The following is a 17,970-nucleotide window of genomic DNA, read 5'->3' as shown; positions in this document are numbered from 1 at the left end:
GTTCAACGCTTAGCTCCCCCCATTCCCCTTATCGCCGCCCGTGGTGGTGCGCTTAAGGAGATTAACCTTCCTAGCCCCCATCTCCATCAATTCGGCTTAATGGCTCATTGAGGCCGGCTTAGAGATTGGTGGCTTTGATGGACGATCCCTTCTCCTCCTCCGACCATTGGTTTGATCCCTGGGCAACGGCATCAGGCTCCCACCTCAAGGCCCTCACCGCCTCCATTACCAAGCAGGTGCTTCAAGCCACCGCCAAGGGACCTAAAGCCCGCATGAGGCAGCCCCGTGCTGAGCAGGTGGAGAGGGTGACCAACATAGTGTCCTGCCTAGTGGCCAACCTAGCGACCATGCATCTTGGTCACCCAAAGCATAGCCGTCTCGCCATCCCCCTGCGCCACACCTCGCAGTCCCGCTATGATCGTAAGGGCTTCGGGCACCTGCCCCACGTCATAGATGCGATGGCTGCCGAGGGCCTAGTGATCAAGCACCAGGCGCACATCAAGAAGCGCAGGACCGGCATAGAGGCTACGGGGTGGTTGCTTGATGCCTTGCTCAAAGGGACAGTGGCGGAGGTGGGGAGAGCAGAGGGGGAGGAGGCTATATGGCTGACAGCGAGGATGGGCCGTGATGCCTTAGGCCGAAAGCTTCCCTTCGTGCTGGTGAACTATCGGGACACCCCTGAGACATGCTCACTGCGGAGGGAGATGGAAGAGATCAATACCTTCCTCTCCACCCAGCACATAGAGCTTCAAGGCCAACCCCAAGGCGGCTTCAAGCTCACCCGTCGCTTCACACTCCGCCACAAAGGGGACCCGCACACCTTCCACCTTCATGGCAGGCTTTACGGTGGCTTTTGGGAGTCTCTGCCGACGAGGCTGCGGGCTGACCTGCGCATCAATGGGGAGCCGATAGCCGACCTAGACTTTGCCAGCATGTTCCCCAGGCTTGCCTATGCTCGGATAGGGGCTGAGCCGCCTGTGGGTGACCTCTATGCCATCCCCGGTTTGGAGGATCATCGCGCCGGCGTGAAGGGTGGCTTCGCGGCCATGCTGTCGTCCTCGAACGAAATGACCCGCCTACCGGGTGACGTGAAGGGTGCCCTGCCACCGGGTTGGACCGGACGGAGGTTGGCGGAGGCGGTTGGGGCTAAGCATCCCGCCCTGGTGCCCCTCTTCGGCAAGGACATTGCGCTAGACTTGATGTTCACCGAAAGCACCATCTTGGTTGCCGTATTGCTGCGGCTGGCGAGGATGGGGATAGCGGCCTTACCGATGCATGATGGGGTGATGGTGGCGGCTAGACACTGCGGGATGGCCAAAGAGGTGATGATCGAGTTGGCTGTCATGAGAACCGGCATGTCGATTCCGGTAGAGGTCAAATGAGACCGGTTAGCCTCACTCCTTGCTGGGTCCAGCGCCGCCCTCATTTGGGCTTCTCGAAAGACCGGGAGAAGAATGTCACGAGCGATGCGCATATCCCAAGCACGAGCATAGCATCCTCCTCCGTGACCGCGGCATCGCCGCTTTCGAGCAAGGGGTGACGAATACCTGGCTCATCACTTCCAAACCCGTAAAGCTGCATGATGCCGCGCTTGAAAGAACCGTGGATGGGCCGGCGTTTCGCGAGTTCCTCAAGGGCGTCCGAGAGCTTGTCTTTCCCCGTGAGAGAGCGAACGGTCGATTCGACGGCATGAATACCCTCGCGAATGCTGTCCGCGAAGTTCCCATTAGACAGGTGTGATGCAGCCTCCTTGAGATGCGTGTGCGCCCCTGCAAGGCCAGAGCTTTTGGAAACACGCAGCGCTTGGACGATCGTTTCGGCCTCCTGCGACGATCCAACAGGTACCAGCGTGTCGCCTTCTAACAGTCGGTATGCGCTGCGTTCGCTTTCGAGGACATGCGCGATAGCTGCCCCGAAGGACGAACTGCCATCAAGCCTCACTAAAGCCTGGATCACACCGAAAATCTGTTTCGGCGATAGGTCCGTGAAGATGGTTTCGAAGACATCCATCTGTCTGATCTTGTTGCTCTCAAATTTCGATGAGATCCGCCCCAGGTGCTCGATATAGAATCGTCTCAACACGCTCGTCCAATGGGGGCCGAGGCCCTGGGTAAGGCTTGTGTCGCGCATTTCGGCCTCGACAAATCGAACGAGGGTATGAAGCAGTCGGGCACGGAGCTTCTTCGGCATCTCTTCAGGTAGAAGTTGGCGCGGAAGGTCCTCCATGCCTTCGGCTTGCTCGAAGGTCAAAGCCTTCCGTCTTCGCAATTCGCTATCGTCTGCCATGTCGGAGACCCCATCACCAACGCATAGATATAGCGCAACTAATGCTTGGTGGGGACGAGCAGCATGGCGCAAGGCGGGTTAGGCACAGCTGATTTGGGGCACCAGTGTGGGGCACCGCCACTCACAGCTTTAGTATAAAACTATGCAATAACAGCCAGTTAGACTTCTTCTGAATATCTGGCGGAGAGAGCGGGATTCGAACCCGCGTTACGGTCTCCCGTAAACACACTTTCCAGGCGTGCGCCTTCAACCACTCGGCCACCTCTCCGTCCTTGCATTCGCGCCGGCCGGTTTTGCCACGCGGGTTGGGGAGATGCATCCCTTTGGGATTTGCGGGAAGACCCGCTTGATGGACACCGCCAACCAGCGGATGCCCTTCCCGGCGCCCGTCAATCAAACAGGCGCGGGGCTCATCTAGTCGATCCGGCGCCGAATGCCAAGCCATAACGGCAGTCTATTCGCTTTGCCGGCCATGCATCGTTTCGCGGGGCGTTGAACGGCTCCGCTTCTAAGGCGCTTCGGTTCTGAATGGTGTGCACGGGCAAGGCGGCAGGGCCGGCCGCGCTTGACTTCGCCCCTCGCCACCTGTCGAGTGCGGCGGAGGCTTTGCGGGGGCAACGTCCAGACATGACATCGAGCAATGAACAGCCGGCCAGCGGAACGCCGGCCGGAGGCATGCCAGGCGGGCTGACGCCCGCAGGGCGTCCGGACAGCGGGCTGTCCTTCGTGCCCGTGGTCTGGCTCCTCTTCGTCATGGCATGGTCGGTCTACTGGCTGGTCTCGGCGCGGTGGCTGTTCGAGAGTTCCGGCCTGCCGGACAGGGTCTTCTATTTCGTGCTTGGCGGACTGGCCTTCGACATCGTCACCATCGTGTGGGGGCTTTATCTGCTCGGCCTCGCCTTAAGCCGTTCCGCGCGCTTTCCGCGTCATTTCACCATCTGGCAGATCACCACCATCGCCTGGCGGCTGGCCGAGCAGGTCTATGCGCTGACCGTGCCCGATTTCACCGTCTCCGCCAGGGAGCTTGCGATCGCCGCCACCGAAATCGTCATCGGCCCGTTCTGCATTTACCTGCTGCGCCGCCGCGACGAGGCCAAGGCCTTTTATGCAAGGCCGGAAGCGCAGGCATCGTCAGCCTTTAGTTCGATCGTCGCCGCGCTGGCCGGCATCATCCTCGGCGCCGTGGTCGGCACTGTCGCCGGCTTCGCGCTTGGCGCGGGGATCGCCGAAGCCACCGACATCAGCTGTTTCGAAGGCGGCTGCGGCTACTTCGCGGTGTTCATCGGCCTTGCCGGGCTGGTGGTCGGGGCCATTGGCGGCGGCATCCTCGGCATCTGGCTCGTCCATCGGCGGAGCCGAAAGGTGGCCATATAGGCGGGCGATAGGCTTCAAATTCGCGTATGGCGGTTGCGCGCCGGGCGTGCGCATTCTATTCCTCGCCTTTGACCGGAAGGTCCTCGGGAGGAACTTGAGGACCGGGGAAGATTTCGATGTTGCGTTTTTTGTTTCGCCTCGCGGCCATGATCGCACTCTCGGTCGCCGTCATCATGGCCGTGCTCGACGCGACGCGCTCGGTGGCGGCTTCCACATTGGTCATGACGCCGCTGAATTCGAGCTGGCTGGCGGTTTCGCCCGACACCCGCGCGGCCTTCGAGACCTTCGTGCGCGCCAAGGTCAATCCGATGATATGGGATGGCGGCATCGCCTGGGTGCTTGCCCAGCCGGGGTTTGCCGTATTCGCGGTGCTTGCCTTCATCCTCTATGCGATCGGCTACCGGCGCCGGCGGCGCGGCGGAGAGTTCGCGCCGGGCTGATGGGTTGTCCCAGCGGACTGCGACGACAACGCGGCAATCGTCCACAGCTGTCACCGCATTGGGCATGTTTTTCCAACGGGGGGCATGCTTTTCCAAAAGGTCAAAATTCCGCGTGAATTTTGTTTCGGGCCGTGCCAGATTGCCTTGAGCGGGAGGGAGTACACTCCTGGCTGATGCCGCATGCCTGCCGGAGAACCGGGCAGACGGGCGGCGCGTAACGGAAAAAAATAACCGACAGGGTGTGGATCACATGAAACGTATCGTTCTCGGCCTCCTGGCCGCAACCGCAATGGTTCTTCCGGCTTTCGCCGCGGATGTCCAGCCGGCCATCCTCTACGATCTCGGCGGCAAGTTCGACAAATCCTTCAACGAGGCTGCCTATCACGGCGCCGAAAAGTTCAAGACCGAGACGGGCACCGCCTATGTCGAGTTCGAAGTGTCGAACGCCTCGCAACGCGAGCAGGCGCTGCGCCGCTTCGCCGAGGACGGCCGCAACCCGATCGTCATGGCCGGCTTTGCCTGGGAGGATGCGCTGAAGGTGGTCGCGAAGGAATATCCCGATCTCAACTTCGCCATCATCGACGATGCCGTCGATATGCCCAATGTCCGCTCGCTGGTCTTCAAGGAAAACGAAGGCTCCTATCTCGTCGGCATCCTGGCGGCGATGGCCTCGAAGTCCAAGAAGGTCTCCTTCATCGGCGGCATGGACATTCCGCTGATCCGCAAGTTCGAATGCGGCTATGTCGGCGGCGCCAAGGCGGCCGGTGCGACCGATGTCATCCAGAACATGACCGGTGACACGCCCGCGGCGTGGAACGATCCGGCCAAGGGCGGCGAGATCGCCAAGACGCAGATCGACCAGGGCTCCGACGTCGTCTATGCCGCGGCCGGCGGCACCGGCGTCGGCGTGCTGCAGGCGGCGGCGGATGCCGGCAAGCTCGGCATCGGCGTCGATTCCAACCAGAACGGCCTGCAGCCCGGCAAGGTGCTGACCTCGATGCTGAAGCGCGTCGACGTTGCGGTCTACACCGCCTTCATGGACGGCAAGAACGGCACCTTCAAGGGCGGCCTGCAAAATCTCGGCCTCAAGGAAGGCGGCGTCGACTACGCCATGGACGACAACAACAAGGCGCTGGTCACCGACGAGATGAAGGCTGCCGTCGAAAAGGCCAAGGCCGACATCATCGCCGGCACGATCCAGGTGCACGACTATACCGCCGACAACGCCTGTCCGTATTGATCTGTATCCATTAGAGTTGAAACCGCCGGGCGAGAGTCCGGCGGTTTTGTTTTTGGGTCTTGAAGGGGGCCGCAACTTGAGAGGCGAGAGTGAAGCCGACCATCGGACCGATGACGGAACGCGATGTTGATGCAGTGGCGCGACTGCGCATCGCCGCCTTTTTCGGGGGCAGCGCAAGAACGCTGAATGAGGACGTCGCCGGGCTTCGCGAGTTGCTCAATGGAGATGGCTTCGAGGCGGCGCTTGTGGCGCGGATAGGGGACGTCCCGGTCGGGACCTGCCTGCTGGTTCGCCACGAACTTGAACCCGCGCATGAGCTGACGCCTTGGCTGGCGGGATTGGTCGTCGATAGCGACCACCGCGGCAAAGGGATCGGCCGCGCGCTGGTTGCAGCCATCGAAGCGCATGCAACCGCGATCGGTGTGGAGAGGACTTACCTCTATACCTGGGTGGCGCGAGACTTCTATGCCGGGCTCGGTTGGGCAGTGGTCGAGTCGTTTGAGCAGGACGGCTACCCGATGCTGCTGATGTCGCGCGAACTCGGCTTATAGCTGTCCGACGAGATAACCCAGCGCAAACACCACCATCAGCGTAATGGCGATAGCGAAGCCGCGTCGGCCACCGAGCGAATGCACGCCGACGCCATAGGGCTTCCGCTCCAGTCTGCCGATCACCGGCTTCGCTTCGTCGTGGCCGACCACACGCATCTGCGGCAGTTCGGCGATGCGTTGCGAGATCAGCCGCCAGCGATCGCCGTCGCCCGAGGGCCGCCCCGTGCGGTCGAAGACATGCATGCGCTCGGCCAGCCGCATCACCGTGTCGCGGAAGGCGGGATCGATCTCCAGGTCGCGCTCGGCACGTTCCCGGTCGCGATCGTTCATCAGGCCAAGCACATAATCGCCCGCCCGCGCAACGCGATCGCTTTCACTGGCCATAGGCTTCTCCTTGCTACCAGTGCGGCGGTTTGGTTATCGGCACGTCGGGTGCCGATTGTTCCTCCAGAGCCATGAAGCGCCCGGTCAGGGCATCGAGCTTGCGCTGCATGCGTTCGATCGCCGTCCACTGTTCGGCGATCTGGCCCGACAGTTCCTCGATGGTCTTTTCCTGCTCGGCGGCGCGGATTTCCAGCGTCGTCAGCCGGTCGACAGGCATGATCATTCGAAACTCCCCAGGTCCTGGTGCACGCAGTTGCAGCATGATGCGACTGTTGAGCCTTGCATATTAGTGAATGTGAAGGTCTGCGGCCACGTTCGAAATTGACAAGCGCACCGGGATTTGTCGAGAGTGGCCACTGCGCCGCCAATTGGCACGGGTGGGGCATCATGCTAGGCGTTTTGACCAAGCGATAAAAAAATAAGAGTGGGACAGGCTGCATGGCGCAAGCCGCAATCGAACTGATCGGCATCAACAAGAGTTTTGGCGCCGTTCGCGCCAATCGCGACATCAATCTGGAGATCGCACGCGGCACCATCCACGGCATCGTCGGCGAGAACGGCGCCGGCAAGTCGACGCTGATGTCGATCCTCTACGGCTTCTACCAGGCCGACAGCGGCGAGATCCGTGTCGGCGGCAAGGCGGCGTCGATCAAGACCTCCAACGACGCCATCGCGCTCGGCATCGGCATGGTGCACCAGCACTTCATGCTGGTCGACAATTTCACCGTGCTGGAAAACATCATCCTCGGCGCCGAAAGCGATGCGCTGTTGAAAAAGAGCATCGCCAAGGCGCGCTCCGAACTGGAGCGGCTCGAGCGCGAATACGGGCTGGAAGTCGATCCCGACGCCATCATCGAGGAATTGCCGGTCGGCCTGCAGCAGCGTGTCGAAATCCTGAAGGCGCTTTATCGCGGCGCCGAAATCCTGATTCTCGACGAGCCGACGGGCGTATTGACGCCGGCCGAGGCCGACCATCTGTTTCGCATCCTCAGGCAGTTGAAGGACCAGGGGAAAACGGTGGTGCTGATCACCCACAAGCTGCGCGAGATCATGGCCATCACCGACAATGTCTCGGTCATGCGCCAGGGCACGATGGTGGCGACGCGCGAGACCAGCAAGACGACAGTCGGCGAACTGGCCGAACTGATGGTTGGGCGGCGCGTGCTGCTGCGGGTCGAAAAGGGCGAGACGGAGGCCGGCGCGGTCAAGCTGGCCGTCAAGAACCTGACGGTGAAAGACCAGCGCGGCGTCACCATGGTCGACGATATCTCCTTCGATATCCACGCCGGCGAGATCGTCGGCATTGCCGGTGTCGCAGGCAACGGCCAGTCCGAACTGCTCGAGGCGATTTCCGGCATCAGGCGCGCGGTTTCCGGCTCGGTGATGCTCGATGGCAAGCCGATCGACCTGACCGGGGCCGCCGATCCCGGCGAGTTGCGCGACCGTGGGCTCGCCCATGTGCCGGAGGACCGCCATCATGTCGGCCTGGTGCTGGCCTTCGAGGAGAACGAGAATTCGATCCTCGGCTACCATGACGACCCGCGCTACCTCAAAGGGCCGTTCCTCAACATCGACGCCATCATGACCGATGCCGAGGACAAGATCGAGAAGTACGATATCCGTCCCGGCAATCCGCGTCTGAAGACGGCGAATTTCTCCGGCGGCAACCAGCAGAAGATCGTGCTGGCGCGGGAAATGGAACAGGACCCCGGTGTTCTCATCGTCGGCCAGCCGACGCGCGGCGTCGATGTCGGTGCCATCGAATTCATCCACAAGCGGCTGATTGCCATGCGCGACCAGGGCAAGGCGGTGCTGGTGGTGTCGGTCGAGCTCGACGAGATACGCTCGCTGTCCGACCGTATCCTGGTGATGTTTGCCGGCCGCATCGTCGGCGAGCGCGGCCCGGAGGCGACCGAAGGCGAGCTTGGCCTGCTGATGGCCGGTGTCGAGCGCCAGGAGGCGGCGCAATGAGCACGCCTTACGCAAAATTGCCGGCCTGGGCCGATTATGGGCTGATCCCGCTGATCAACCTGTCGGTGGCCTTCATCGTTGCCGGCTTCGTCGTCATGCTCGTGGGCGAAAACCCATTTCGCGCCGCCGTCATCCTGGTCGAAGGCGCCTTCGGCAAGGGAACCGGCATTGCCTTCACCCTGTTCTACGCCACCACCTTCATCTTCACCGGCCTGTCGGTGGCGGTGGCCGCGCATTGCGGCCTGTTCAACATCGGCACCGAGGGCCAGGCCTATATTGCCGGCCTCGGCGTGGCGGTGGTCTGCCTTGCCTTCGACAGTGTGCTGCCATGGTGGCTGACCTTTCCGCTGGCGATCGCCGCCGGGGCCGCGGTCGGCGCGCTGTGGGCGCTGATCCCGGCCTATCTGCAGGCCAAGCGCGGCTCGCACATCGTCATCACCACCATCATGTTCAATTTCATCGCCGCGTCGATCATGGTCTATCTCCTGGTCGGGCCGTTGAAGCCGGCGGCCTCGCAAGCGCCGCAGACGCGCAACTTCCTCGACGGGGCCGAGCTGCCCAAGCTCAACTGGATCATCGAACTGTTCGGCGCCAAGATCCGCTCGGCGCCGTTCAATATCTGCTTCCTGCTGGCGCTGGTCATGGCCTTCCTGGTCTGGCTGCTGATCTGGCGCACCAAGCTCGGCTATGAGATGCGCACCTACGGGCACAGTCCGAAGGCGGCGCGCTATGCCGGCATTTCGGAGACCCGCATCATCATCATCGCGATGATGATCTCGGGCGCGCTGGCGGGCATGATGACGCTGAACCCGGTGATGGGCGACCAGCACAATGTGGCAATCGACTTCGTCTCCGGCGCCGGCTTCGTCGGCATCGCCGTAGCGCTGATGGGCCGGCTGCATCCGGTCGGCATCGTGCTGGCGGCGATCCTGTTTGGCATGCTCTACCAGGGCGGTGCAGAACTTGCCTTCGAGATGCCAGCGATTTCCCGCGACATGATCGTCATCATCCAGGGCCTGGTCATCCTGTTTGCCGGTGCGCTAGAGCACATGTTCCGGCCCTATGTGCAGGCGCTGTTCGCTTCGTTCAGTCCAAGGTCGGTCGGCATGGAAGCGGTCAAAGGGAAGGGCGCCTGAGATGGATGTGTTCATCGCCATCGTGCAGATCCTGGACTCGACCATACGCCTGTCGGTACCCTTGCTGCTCGCTTGCCTCGCCGGCCTCTATTCTGAACGCGCTGGCGTCTTCGACATCGGGCTGGAAGGCAAGATGCTGGTCGGCGCCTTCGCCGGTGCGGCCGCAGCTTCGGTCTTCCATTCGGCCTTCCTCGGTCTCGGCATGGCGATCGTGATGTCGGTCGCCTTTGCCCTGGTGCACGGCTTCGCCTCGATCACCCACCGCGGCAACCAGATCGTTTCCGGCGTGGCGATCAACTTCGTCGCCGCCGGGTCGACAATCATTCTGGGCCAGGCCTGGTTCCAGCAAGGCGGGCGAACGCCGGCGCTGCAGCCGGGCGAGCGCTTCGAGGCCATCACTCTGCCAGGTGCTGCCGCCATCCACGACGTGCCGATTATAGGGCCGATCTATTCCGAGCTTTTGTCCGGCCATTCGATCCTGGTCTATCTCGCTTTCGCCATGGTGCCGTTCACCTGGTGGGTGCTGTTTCGCACCCGCTTTGGCCTCAGGCTGCGCGCCGTCGGCGAGAACCCGGCCGCCGTCGACACCGCCGGCATCTCGGTCGCCTGGCTGCGCTACCGGGCGCTGATCTGCACCGGTATCCTCACCGGCATCGCCGGCGCCTACCTGTCGATGGTGCAGAATGGCGGCTTCGTGAAGGATATGACCGCCGGCAAGGGCTACATTGCGCTGGCGGCGCTGATCTTTGCCAAATGGCGACCGGTGAACGCCATGTTCGCCTGTCTTCTGTTCGGCTTCCTCGACGCGGCGGCGATCCGCCTGCAGGGTTCGCCATTGCCGTTGATCGGCAAGGTGCCGGTGCAGTTCATGCAGGCGCTGCCCTATGTGCTGACCGTGATCCTGCTTGCCGGCTTCATCGGCAAGGCGATCCCGCCGCGCGCCGGCGGCGTGCCTTATGTCAAGGAACGTTGATCCGGGCGCGCCCAGGAGCACTGTGTCGAACATGCGGCTGGTGCTCGAAAGGCGCCAGGAAAACGCAAAGCGCCGGGTTTTGACCACGATCGTCGGAGAGAACGTCTAGATGTCGCATGATCTGTTCGAAGCCGCGCAGGAGGCCATGGCCAAGGCCTACGCGCCCTATTCGAAGTTTCCGGTGGGTGCGGCGTTGCGCACCGAAGACGGCCGTGTCTTCACCGGCGCCAACATCGAGGTCGCGTCCTATCCGGAAGGCTGGTGCGCCGAGACCACGGCGCTCGGCCATTACATCATGGGCGGCGGCGGCAAGATCGTCGAGGTCGCCGTCATTGCCTCGCGCATGGCCAAATGCTCGCCCTGTGGCGGCTGCCGGCAAAGGCTGGCGGAATTCTGCCGGCCGGACACAAAGCTCTATCTTTGCGACAACACCGGCGTGGTCGAGACCGTGACCATGGGCGACATGCTGCCCTACGGGTTTCGTGGCGACATTTTGAAGTGAGAGTTGGCTGATATGAAGGAAGCTCTGGACCACCTCGTTGAAAGGCTGGACGGGTTGGCGCCGACAACGGCGATGGTGCTGGGGTCGGGCCTTGGCGGGCTTGTCGACCAGGTCGAAAATGCCGTGCGCATCTCTTATGCCGACCTGCCGGGTTTCCCCCGCAGCGGGGTGACTGGCCATGCCGGCGAGGTGGTCGCGGGGCTTTTCGCCGGCACGCCGGTGCTGATGCTGTCCGGCCGCGCCCATTATTACGAGCACGGCGTTGCTGCGGCGATGCGGCCGGCGCTGGAGGTGCTTGCCGGCATCGGCATCACCAAGCTGATCCTTACCAATGCCGCCGGCTCGGTCGATCCCGACATGCTGCCTGGATCGGTGATGCTGATCACCGATCACATCAATTTCTCCGGCTCCAACCCGCTGATCGGCGAGCCGAGCGACCGCCGCTTCGTCGGCCTGACCGAAGCCTATGATGCCGGCTTGCGCGCGGCGATCGAACGGGCGGCGAAGGCGACAGGGACGGCGCTGCACAAGGGCGTCTATATGTGGTTTTCCGGTCCGTGTTTCGAAACCCCTGCTGAAATCCGCATGGCCCGCGTCATGGGCGCCAATGCGGTAGGGATGTCGACCGTGCCGGAGGTCATTCTCGCCCGCTTCCTTGGGCTTCGCGTAGCCGCCTGTTCGGTGATCACCAATCTCGCCGCCGGGATGACCGGGGCGGAACTGTCGCACCAGGAGACCAAGGACATGGCGCCGATCGGCGGCGCACGGCTGGCGACGATCCTTGCGCATGTGTTCCAGGATGGGTTGCCGGAGCCGAAGGGCGCTGCCTGATGCTTCCGCAGGAAATCATCCGCCGCAAGCGCGACGGCCAGAAACTGTCCCCGCAGGAGATTTCGGCCTTCGTCGCGGGCGTGACTTCGGGCAGCGTCTCGGACGGCCAGGTCGGCGCCTTCGCCATGGCCGTGTTCTTCAACGGCATGAACCGCGACGAGGCGGTGGCGCTGACGCTCGCCATGCGCGATTCCGGCGATGTGCTCGACTGGTCGGACCTGCCGGGTCCGGTCACCGACAAACATTCGACCGGCGGCGTCGGCGACAATGTCTCGCTGATGCTGGCGCCGATCGTCGCCGCTTGCGGCGCCTATGTGCCGATGATCTCCGGCAGGGGCCTTGGGCATACCGGCGGCACGCTGGACAAAATGGATGCCATCCCAGGCTATATCAGCCAGCCGGATATCGCGCGCTTCCGCAAGACCGTGCTCGAGACCGGCTGTGCCATCATCGGCCAGACCGCCGATCTCGCGCCCGCCGACCGTCGCCTCTATGCGATCCGCGATGTGACCGGAACGGTGGAATCGGTGCCGCTGATCACTGCCTCTATCCTGTCGAAGAAACTGGCGGCCGGCCTGCAGTCGCTGGTGCTCGACGTCAAGGTCGGCAATGGCGCCTTCATGGAGAAGTCGCGCGACGCGACAGCACTTGCCAACAGCCTGGTCGAGATCGCCAACGGCGCCGGCCTGAAGGCCTCGGCGCTGGTCACCGGCATGAACGAGCCGCTGGCGTCGGCGGCCGGCAACGCGGTCGAGGTGCGCAACGCCGTCGATTTCCTCACCGGGAGGCTCCGCGACAAGCGACTGGAGGATGTGACGCTGGCGCTGGCCGCCGAGATGCTGCAATCGGCAGGGCTGGCGTCGTCCAATCAGGACGGTCTCAGGCGCGCGGCCGAGACGCTGGCCGGCGGCCGCGCGGCGGCCGCCTTCGCACGTATGGTCGCAGCCCTTGGCGGTCCCGCCGATTTCGTCGAGAAGCCGGAAAAATACCTGCCGAAAGCGGCGGTGGAGTTTGCGGTCAAGGCGGCAGGCAACGGCTTTGCCACCGGCATTGCCACCCGCGATATCGGCCTTGCCGTGGTCGGGCTCGGTGGCGGGCGTACGCGGCCGGACGACAGGATCGACCATGCGGTCGGCATCACCAGGCTGCTGCCGCTCGGCGCCGAGGTGCGGACCGGCGAGCCGCTGGCGCTCGTCCACGCCCGCACGCAAGCGGAGGCCGAAGCGGCCGCAGCCGCCGTGCTTTCGGCCTATACGATCGGGGCGTCGAAACCAGCCGCCGACAAGACTGTCATCCGGCGCGTGCTGCCGCGCGGGTAGCGGAAGGCGCTACTGCACCAGCAACAGTGTGCCGTTTTCGACCTGGTATTTTGCCAGCCGCTGCAAAAAGCTCATGCCGATCAGGTTGGTGCGCAGCGCCTTGTCGTCGAGGACCACGGCCTGGATGTTGTCGACGCTGATCTTGCCGATCTGCAGGCGGTCGATGTTGACCACAGCGGCCCTGATCGCGCCATTGGCGGTGTTGACCTGATGGCTGAAATCCGACGGGTTGAGCGAGATGCCGATGCGGCGCGCCGTCGAGGTGTTGATGGCGACCAAAGTGGCGCCGGTGTCGATCATGCCGTCGACCTGGCGGCCGTTGAGCTTGAAGGCGGAGGTGAAATGGCCGCGCTCGTCGGCCGCCACCAGGACCTTGCGACCGGTGGGCAGCGGTGCGGCCGGCTTGTCGGGAACCGAGGCGAGGCTCAGCTCGGGCTGCGGTTGCGGCTTGCCGGCGACGGTCGACTTCAACAGGTTGTCGAGAATCTGCGGGTTCGACTGATAGACGATCGGGATCGATGCCGACGTTCCGGCGAACACGCCCAGAATGAGAAGCTTGCGCAGCATGAATGGACCTTCGTGAAGGCCCATTTTTGCCCACGTATGGTGTGTGCCGCTTTAACGCCAACCCGAAACCGCGGCTTTGCGTAAACGGGCGGTAAACGACTGGATGTCAGCTGGCCTTGCCAGCCGCCGTCATTTGGTTCCGTACATGCGGTCGCCGGCATCGCCGAGGCCGGGCATGATGTAGCCCTTCTCGTTGAGCTGGCGGTCGATGGAAGCGGTGAACACGGGAACATCCGGATGCGCCTTGGTGAAGCGCTCGATGCCTTCTGGCGCCGCCAGCAGGCAAAGGAAACGGATGTTGGTGGCGCCGCGCTCCTTCAGCTTGTCGATGGCCGCGATGGCCGAGTTCGCGGTCGCCAGCATCGGATCGACGACGATCACCAGCCGGTCGGCGAGATCGCTCGGCGCCTTGAAGAAATATTCCACCGCCTCCAGCGTTTCGTGATCGCGGTAGAGGCCGACATGCGCGACGCGGGCCGCCGGGACCAGGTCGAGCAGGCCTTCGAGCAGGCCATTGCCGGCGCGCAGCACCGAGGCGAAGACGAGCTTCTTGCCCTCCAGCGTCGGCGCTTCCATGGTTTCCATCGGCGTTTCGATGGTCGTCGTCGTCAGTTCGAGGTTGCGGGTGACCTCGTAGCCGAGCAGGAGCGAGATCTCGCGCAGCAGCCGCCGGAAACCAGCGGTCGACGTCTCCTTCTTGCGCATGATGGTGAGCTTGTGCTGGACAAGCGGGTGGTCGACGACGGTGACGCCCTGCATGGGTTGCTCCAGTGAATGGTGAATAGTGAATAGTGAATAGTGAGCAGGTTTGCGAGTCCCGATGGATCGATCATTGCCGTTGACAGGCCGAAGCGCCGGCAAACCAATCACCAGTCACCAGTCACCAGTCACCAGTCACCAGTCACCAGTCACCTCTTCGCATCGAGCCGGGCAAGCAGCGCGCTTTTCGTCTTCCTGTCGACGAAAGCCGCCTCGATCGCGGTTCGGGTGATGGCGGCCAGCGCCTTTTCGTTCATAGCGAAATGCTCGGCGGCGATGTCGTATTCGCGCTTCAGCGAAGTCCAGAAATAGGGCGGGTCGTCAGAATTCAGCGTCACCTTGCAGCCGGCTGCCTGCAGCGCAGGGAAAGGGTGATCGGCGAAACTGTCGTAGACCTTGAGCGCGATGTTGGAGCCGGGGCAGCATTCGAGCACGATGCCCTCATCGGCGATGCGGCGCACCAGGTCGGGATTTTCGATGGCGCGCACGCCATGGCCGATGCGCGAGGGGCGGATGTGGTCGAGTGCGGCCTGCACCGTCTCCCAGCCGGTCAACTCGCCGGCATGGATGGTGATGCCAAGACCCGCTTCACGGGCGATCTCGAAGGCCCTGACATAATCCTCCATCTCGCCCATGCGTTCATCGCCGGCGACGCCGAAGCCGGTGACCAGCGGATTTCCGCAGCGCGCCGCAAAACGCGCCGCCTGCTCGATCGATTCGACGCCGACATGGCGTACGCCGGTGACGATCATGCGGCCCTCTATGCCGGTCTTGGCTTTGGCGCGCAGCATGCCTTCGCCGAGCGCATCGGTGTAGGCCTTGGGCGACAGGCCGGCCCTGACGGCATGGTCGGGCGAGGTGAAGACTTCGGAATAGATGGCGCCGTCGCGGGCAAGGCTGGTCAGATAATGGTCGGCGAGGCGGGCATAATCCTCCTCGGAGCGGAACAGGTCGGCGGAAAAGTCGTAAGCCGCGAGGAAAGAGGTGAAGTCGTGCCAGACGAACGAGCCGTTCTGGATATAAAGCGAGGTGTCCTTGCCGTATTTCTGCGCCTGGCGGACGACGAGTTCGGGCGCCGCTGCCCCCTCGATGTGGCAGTGCAGTTCCGCTTTCAAAGGCATGCAGTTATCCCGTCTCATCAGTCCAGGCCGTAAGCCCACCACCTGGAAGCGCGGCCGAACACCGCGCCTTAAACAATAGCGCCCGCACCATCGATCGGCTATGGTCCCGCCGGTTTTATGACGGATCAAAATAATGTCAGTTGAGAGAACCACGGCCGCGGGCGGCATGGAAACCTCCTATGGTTTCAAGAAGGTAGGGCCAGGCGACAAGCAGCCTCTGGTCAATGAGGTTTTCCACAAGGTGGCGAACCGCTACGACCTGATGAACGACCTGATGTCGGCCGGGCTGCACCGGCTGTGGAAGGATGCCATGGTGACATGGCTCAATCCGCCGAAACGTCCGGGCTGGAAAGTGCTTGACGTGGCGGGCGGCACCGGCGACATCGCCTTCCGCATTGTAGACGCCAGCCATGGCAACACGCATGCCACGGTGCTCGACATCAACGGCTCGATGCTTAGCGTCGGCCGTGACCGCGCGGAGAAAAAGGGCCTGTCCGGCAACACCGATTTCGTCGAGGCCAATGCCGAGGAACTGCCTTTCACCGATAGCACCTTTGACGCCTACACCATCGCATTCGGCATCCGCAACGTGCCGCGCATCGATGTCGCGCTGACGGAAGCCTTTCGCGTGCTGAAGCCCGGCGGACGGTTCCTGTGCCTGGAGTTTTCCGAGGTCGAGATGCCGCTGCTGGACAAGGTCTACGAAGCCTGGTCGTTCAACGCCATTCCGCAGATCGGCAAGATGGTGACGGGCGAGGGCGAACCCTATTCCTACCTGGTCGAATCGATCCGCAAATTTCCCAATCAGCAGAACTTTGCTGCCATGATCACCCGCGCGGGCTTCGAGCGCGTGTCGTTCCGCAACTATTCCGGCGGCATTGCCGCCCTGCATTCGGGCTGGAAGCTTTGAGGCACCACAGTTTGCAGCAGCAGGGTAGGCGATGAGCAGCGTCGGCGCCGCCTTTCGGCTCGCGCGGGCCGGCTGGGTGCTGGTCCGCGAGGGCGTGATCGCAGCACTGCCGGGCGACGAACTCGGCGGCCTGCCGAAATTCGGCTGGCGCATGGCCCGGCTCTTCACCCGCCGCCGCGCGCTCGCTTATGAGCGCAGCGACCGGCTGGCCAAGGCGGTGGTCCGGCTCGGACCCTCCTACGTCAAGCTCGGCCAGTTCCTGGCGACGCGGCCTGATGTCGTCGGCAACGACATGGCGCTCGACCTCGCCATGCTGCAGGACAAGATGCACACTTTTTCGCAGGCGGAAGCGGTGGCGGCGATCGAGGGCTCGCTCGGGCGCAAGATCGGCGAACTCTATACGCAGTTCGGCGGGCCGGTCGCGGCGGCCTCCATCGCCCAGGTCCATCCCGCGCAGGCCATGCATGACGGTGTCGATACCAAGGTGGCGGTGAAGGTGATCCGGCCTGGCGTGCGCCGCCGCTTCTTCCAGGATCTCGAAAGCTATTTCCTCGCCGCCCGGCTGCAGGAGAAATACATCCCGTCGTCGCGCCGGCTGCGGCCGGTCGAGGTGACCGAGACGCTGGCGCAGACCACCAAGATCGAGATGGATCTTCGCCTCGAGGCGGCCGCACTTTCGGAACTGGGCGAAAACACCAAGGACGATCCGGGCTTCCGCGTGCCGTCGGTCGACTGGGAGCGCACCGGGCGCGATGTGCTGACCATGGAATGGGTCGACGGCGTCAAGATGAACGACATCGCCGGGCTCGCTGCGGCGGGGCACGATCTGAAGGCGATCGCCACCAACCTGATCCAGTCGTTCCTGCGTCACACGCTGCGGGACGGCTTCTTCCATGCCGACATGCATCCAGGCAATCTGTTCGTCGAGGCCAATGGCAATATCGTCGCCGTCGATCTCGGCATTGCCGGACGGCTCGGCAAGAAGGAGCGCCGGTTCCTCGCCGAAATCCTCTACGGCTTCATCACGCGCGACTATCTGCGCGTCGCCGAGGTGCATTTCGAGGCCGGCTACGTGCCGCGCCAGCACAATGTCGCGGCTTTCGCGCAGGCCATTCGCGCCATCGGCGAGCCGATCCATGGCCAGCCGGCTGAAACCATCTCGATGGCGAAGCTTCTCACGCTGCTCTTCGAGGTCACCGAACTGTTCGATATGGCCACGCGGTCGGAACTGATCCTGTTGCAGAAGACCATGGTGGTGGTCGAAGGCGTCGCACGCACGCTCGACCCGGCCTTCAACATGTGGAAGACGGCCGAGCCGGTGGTCGGCCAGTGGATCGCCGGCAATCTCGGGCCGAGCGGCCTGCTGATGGACGCGCGCGACGGCGCCAAGGCGCTGCTGGCGCTGGCCCGCCAGGCGCCCGATCTTGCCGCCCGCACCGAGCGGCTGTCACGCGAGATCGATTTTATGGCGGAGCACGGCCTCCGCTTCGACGAAGCGACATCGCGCGCCATCGGTAAGGCCGAAGCGCGCTACACCCGCTCGGGCCGGCTGGCGCTATGGGTGATCGCGCTGACGCTGGTGTATATCGCGTGGAAGCTGCTCTGA

General features: G+C 63.3%; 19 protein-coding genes and 1 tRNA gene. 13 read left to right on the top strand and 7 right to left on the bottom strand.

From position 1 onward, the window contains the following. The first annotated feature begins 137 nt into the window (after positions 1-137). The gene (locus NLY44_RS16985; RefSeq protein ID WP_023804679.1) at positions 138-1,382 is read left to right on the top strand and encodes a hypothetical protein; all 1,245 of its coding nucleotides are present in this window, start codon (positions 138-140) and stop codon (positions 1,380-1,382) included. 40 nt (positions 1,383-1,422) lie between these two features. Here the strand turns inward: NLY44_RS16985 and NLY44_RS16980 are convergent, their stop codons facing one another. Next, entirely contained in the window at positions 1,423-2,286 is an 864-nt protein-coding gene (locus tag NLY44_RS16980) for a hypothetical protein (protein ID WP_023804680.1), read from the bottom strand. A gap of 178 nt (positions 2,287-2,464) precedes the next feature. Continuing rightward, a tRNA-Ser gene (locus tag NLY44_RS16975) sits at positions 2,465-2,554 on the bottom strand. Between the two features lie 359 nt (positions 2,555-2,913). On the opposite strand from NLY44_RS16975, the gene NLY44_RS16970 reads away from it, so the two are divergent. From NLY44_RS16970 to NLY44_RS16955, 4 genes are all read left to right on the top strand, one after another. Continuing rightward, a complete protein-coding gene (locus tag NLY44_RS16970; RefSeq protein WP_023804681.1) occupies positions 2,914-3,660 on the top strand; it encodes a hypothetical protein in 747 nt (248 codons plus the stop codon). 116 nt (positions 3,661-3,776) lie between these two features. Beyond that, a complete protein-coding gene (locus NLY44_RS16965) occupies positions 3,777-4,100 on the top strand; it encodes a hypothetical protein (protein WP_023683176.1) in 324 nt (107 codons plus the stop codon). A 250-nt stretch (positions 4,101-4,350) separates the two neighbouring features. Continuing rightward, positions 4,351-5,340 (top strand): BMP family lipoprotein, encoded by a 990-nt coding sequence (locus NLY44_RS16960; RefSeq protein ID WP_023683177.1) that lies wholly within the window; start codon positions 4,351-4,353, stop codon positions 5,338-5,340. Between the two features lie 89 nt (positions 5,341-5,429). Then, positions 5,430-5,891 (top strand): GNAT family N-acetyltransferase, encoded by a 462-nt coding sequence (locus NLY44_RS16955; protein WP_023804682.1) that lies wholly within the window; start codon positions 5,430-5,432, stop codon positions 5,889-5,891. Here the strand turns inward: NLY44_RS16955 and NLY44_RS16950 are convergent. Together NLY44_RS16950 and NLY44_RS16945 are read right to left on the bottom strand one after the other, a co-directional pair. Continuing rightward, positions 5,886-6,275 carry a hypothetical protein gene (locus NLY44_RS16950; RefSeq protein WP_023804683.1) on the bottom strand — a complete coding sequence of 130 codons (390 nt, stop codon included), beginning with the start codon at positions 6,273-6,275 and terminating at the stop codon, positions 5,886-5,888. The genes NLY44_RS16955 and NLY44_RS16950 overlap by 6 nt on opposite strands. Before the next feature lie 13 nt (positions 6,276-6,288). Next, the gene (locus NLY44_RS16945) at positions 6,289-6,495 is read right to left on the bottom strand and encodes a SlyX family protein (protein WP_196813821.1); all 207 of its coding nucleotides are present in this window, start codon (positions 6,493-6,495) and stop codon (positions 6,289-6,291) included. 218 nt (positions 6,496-6,713) lie between these two features. Between NLY44_RS16945 and NLY44_RS16940 the strand changes: the two genes are divergently transcribed. The 6 genes from NLY44_RS16940 (at position 6,714) to deoA (ending at position 13,007) form a co-directional block, all read left to right on the top strand. Beyond that, positions 6,714-8,246 carry an ABC transporter ATP-binding protein gene (locus NLY44_RS16940; RefSeq protein WP_023804684.1) on the top strand — a complete coding sequence of 511 codons (1,533 nt, stop codon included), beginning with the start codon at positions 6,714-6,716 and terminating at the stop codon, positions 8,244-8,246. Further along, a complete protein-coding gene (locus tag NLY44_RS16935; RefSeq protein WP_023804685.1) occupies positions 8,243-9,382 on the top strand; it encodes an ABC transporter permease in 1,140 nt (379 codons plus the stop codon). The genes NLY44_RS16940 and NLY44_RS16935 overlap by 4 nt, the downstream gene beginning before the upstream one ends. Before the next feature lies 1 nt (position 9,383). Next, positions 9,384-10,355 (top strand): ABC transporter permease, encoded by a 972-nt coding sequence (locus NLY44_RS16930; protein WP_023671125.1) that lies wholly within the window; start codon positions 9,384-9,386, stop codon positions 10,353-10,355. A gap of 109 nt (positions 10,356-10,464) precedes the next feature. Further along, entirely contained in the window at positions 10,465-10,857 is a 393-nt protein-coding gene (cdd, locus tag NLY44_RS16925) for a cytidine deaminase (RefSeq protein WP_023714063.1), read from the top strand. A 12-nt stretch (positions 10,858-10,869) separates the two neighbouring features. Continuing rightward, positions 10,870-11,688: a purine-nucleoside phosphorylase gene (locus NLY44_RS16920; protein ID WP_023686468.1), complete on the top strand. Its 819-nt coding sequence runs from the start codon at positions 10,870-10,872 to the stop codon at positions 11,686-11,688. After that, entirely contained in the window at positions 11,688-13,007 is a 1,320-nt protein-coding gene (gene deoA, locus NLY44_RS16915) for a thymidine phosphorylase (RefSeq protein ID WP_023740922.1), read from the top strand. The genes NLY44_RS16920 and deoA overlap by 1 nt, the downstream gene beginning before the upstream one ends. Positions 13,008-13,016: 9 nt before the next feature. On the opposite strand, the gene NLY44_RS16910 is transcribed toward deoA, so the two are convergent. The 3 genes from NLY44_RS16910 to NLY44_RS16900 all read right to left on the bottom strand — a co-directional run bounded on the left by NLY44_RS16910 (position 13,017) and on the right by NLY44_RS16900 (position 15,454). Further along, positions 13,017-13,574 (bottom strand): TIGR02281 family clan AA aspartic protease, encoded by a 558-nt coding sequence (locus NLY44_RS16910; protein WP_023740923.1) that lies wholly within the window; start codon positions 13,572-13,574, stop codon positions 13,017-13,019. Positions 13,575-13,703: 129 nt separating this feature from the next. Beyond that, a complete protein-coding gene (gene upp, locus NLY44_RS16905; protein ID WP_023671129.1) occupies positions 13,704-14,333 on the bottom strand; it encodes a uracil phosphoribosyltransferase in 630 nt (209 codons plus the stop codon). Positions 14,334-14,482: 149 nt separating this feature from the next. Then, positions 14,483-15,454 carry an adenosine deaminase gene (locus NLY44_RS16900; RefSeq protein WP_023804686.1) on the bottom strand — a complete coding sequence of 324 codons (972 nt, stop codon included), beginning with the start codon at positions 15,452-15,454 and terminating at the stop codon, positions 14,483-14,485. A gap of 133 nt (positions 15,455-15,587) precedes the next feature. Here NLY44_RS16900 and ubiE point away from each other — a divergent pair, with 133 nt between their 5' ends. Further along, complete coding sequence (gene ubiE, locus NLY44_RS16895) at positions 15,588-16,364, top strand: bifunctional demethylmenaquinone methyltransferase/2-methoxy-6-polyprenyl-1,4-benzoquinol methylase UbiE (RefSeq protein WP_023691856.1); 777 nt, start codon at positions 15,588-15,590, stop codon at positions 16,362-16,364. Between the two features lie 31 nt (positions 16,365-16,395). Beyond that, on the top strand, positions 16,396-17,970 hold the full coding sequence (gene ubiB, locus NLY44_RS16890) for a 2-polyprenylphenol 6-hydroxylase (RefSeq protein ID WP_023671132.1): 1,575 nt from the start codon (positions 16,396-16,398) through the stop codon (positions 17,968-17,970).

This window comes from Mesorhizobium sp. C089B (assembly GCF_030323125.1).
GTDB lineage: Bacteria > Pseudomonadota > Alphaproteobacteria > Rhizobiales > Rhizobiaceae > Mesorhizobium.
The sequence above is the reverse complement of the archived record's forward strand: the minus strand, read 5'-3'. Positions and strand labels throughout refer to the sequence as shown.

Coding starts and splice junctions, on each gene's coding strand:
- NLY44_RS16960 (WP_023683177.1), top strand. CDS start 4,351: ATGAAACGTATCGTTCTCGGCCTCCTGGCCGCAACCGCAATGGTTCTT.
- NLY44_RS16965 (WP_023683176.1), top strand. CDS start 3,777: ATGTTGCGTTTTTTGTTTCGCCTCGCGGCCATGATCGCACTCTCGGTC.
- NLY44_RS16935 (WP_023804685.1), top strand. CDS start 8,243: ATGAGCACGCCTTACGCAAAATTGCCGGCCTGGGCCGATTATGGGCTG.
- NLY44_RS16900 (WP_023804686.1), bottom strand. CDS start 15,454: ATGCCTTTGAAAGCGGAACTGCACTGCCACATCGAGGGGGCAGCGGCG.
- NLY44_RS16910 (WP_023740923.1), bottom strand. CDS start 13,574: ATGCTGCGCAAGCTTCTCATTCTGGGCGTGTTCGCCGGAACGTCGGCA.
- upp (WP_023671129.1), bottom strand. CDS start 14,333: ATGCAGGGCGTCACCGTCGTCGACCACCCGCTTGTCCAGCACAAGCTC.
- deoA (WP_023740922.1), top strand. CDS start 11,688: ATGCTTCCGCAGGAAATCATCCGCCGCAAGCGCGACGGCCAGAAACTG.
- cdd (WP_023714063.1), top strand. CDS start 10,465: ATGTCGCATGATCTGTTCGAAGCCGCGCAGGAGGCCATGGCCAAGGCC.
- NLY44_RS16940 (WP_023804684.1), top strand. CDS start 6,714: ATGGCGCAAGCCGCAATCGAACTGATCGGCATCAACAAGAGTTTTGGC.
- ubiE (WP_023691856.1), top strand. CDS start 15,588: ATGTCAGTTGAGAGAACCACGGCCGCGGGCGGCATGGAAACCTCCTAT.
- NLY44_RS16970 (WP_023804681.1), top strand. CDS start 2,914: ATGACATCGAGCAATGAACAGCCGGCCAGCGGAACGCCGGCCGGAGGC.
- NLY44_RS16985 (WP_023804679.1), top strand. CDS start 138: ATGGACGATCCCTTCTCCTCCTCCGACCATTGGTTTGATCCCTGGGCA.
- NLY44_RS16930 (WP_023671125.1), top strand. CDS start 9,384: ATGGATGTGTTCATCGCCATCGTGCAGATCCTGGACTCGACCATACGC.
- ubiB (WP_023671132.1), top strand. CDS start 16,396: ATGAGCAGCGTCGGCGCCGCCTTTCGGCTCGCGCGGGCCGGCTGGGTG.
- NLY44_RS16980 (WP_023804680.1), bottom strand. CDS start 2,286: ATGGCAGACGATAGCGAATTGCGAAGACGGAAGGCTTTGACCTTCGAG.
- NLY44_RS16920 (WP_023686468.1), top strand. CDS start 10,870: ATGAAGGAAGCTCTGGACCACCTCGTTGAAAGGCTGGACGGGTTGGCG.
- NLY44_RS16950 (WP_023804683.1), bottom strand. CDS start 6,275: ATGGCCAGTGAAAGCGATCGCGTTGCGCGGGCGGGCGATTATGTGCTT.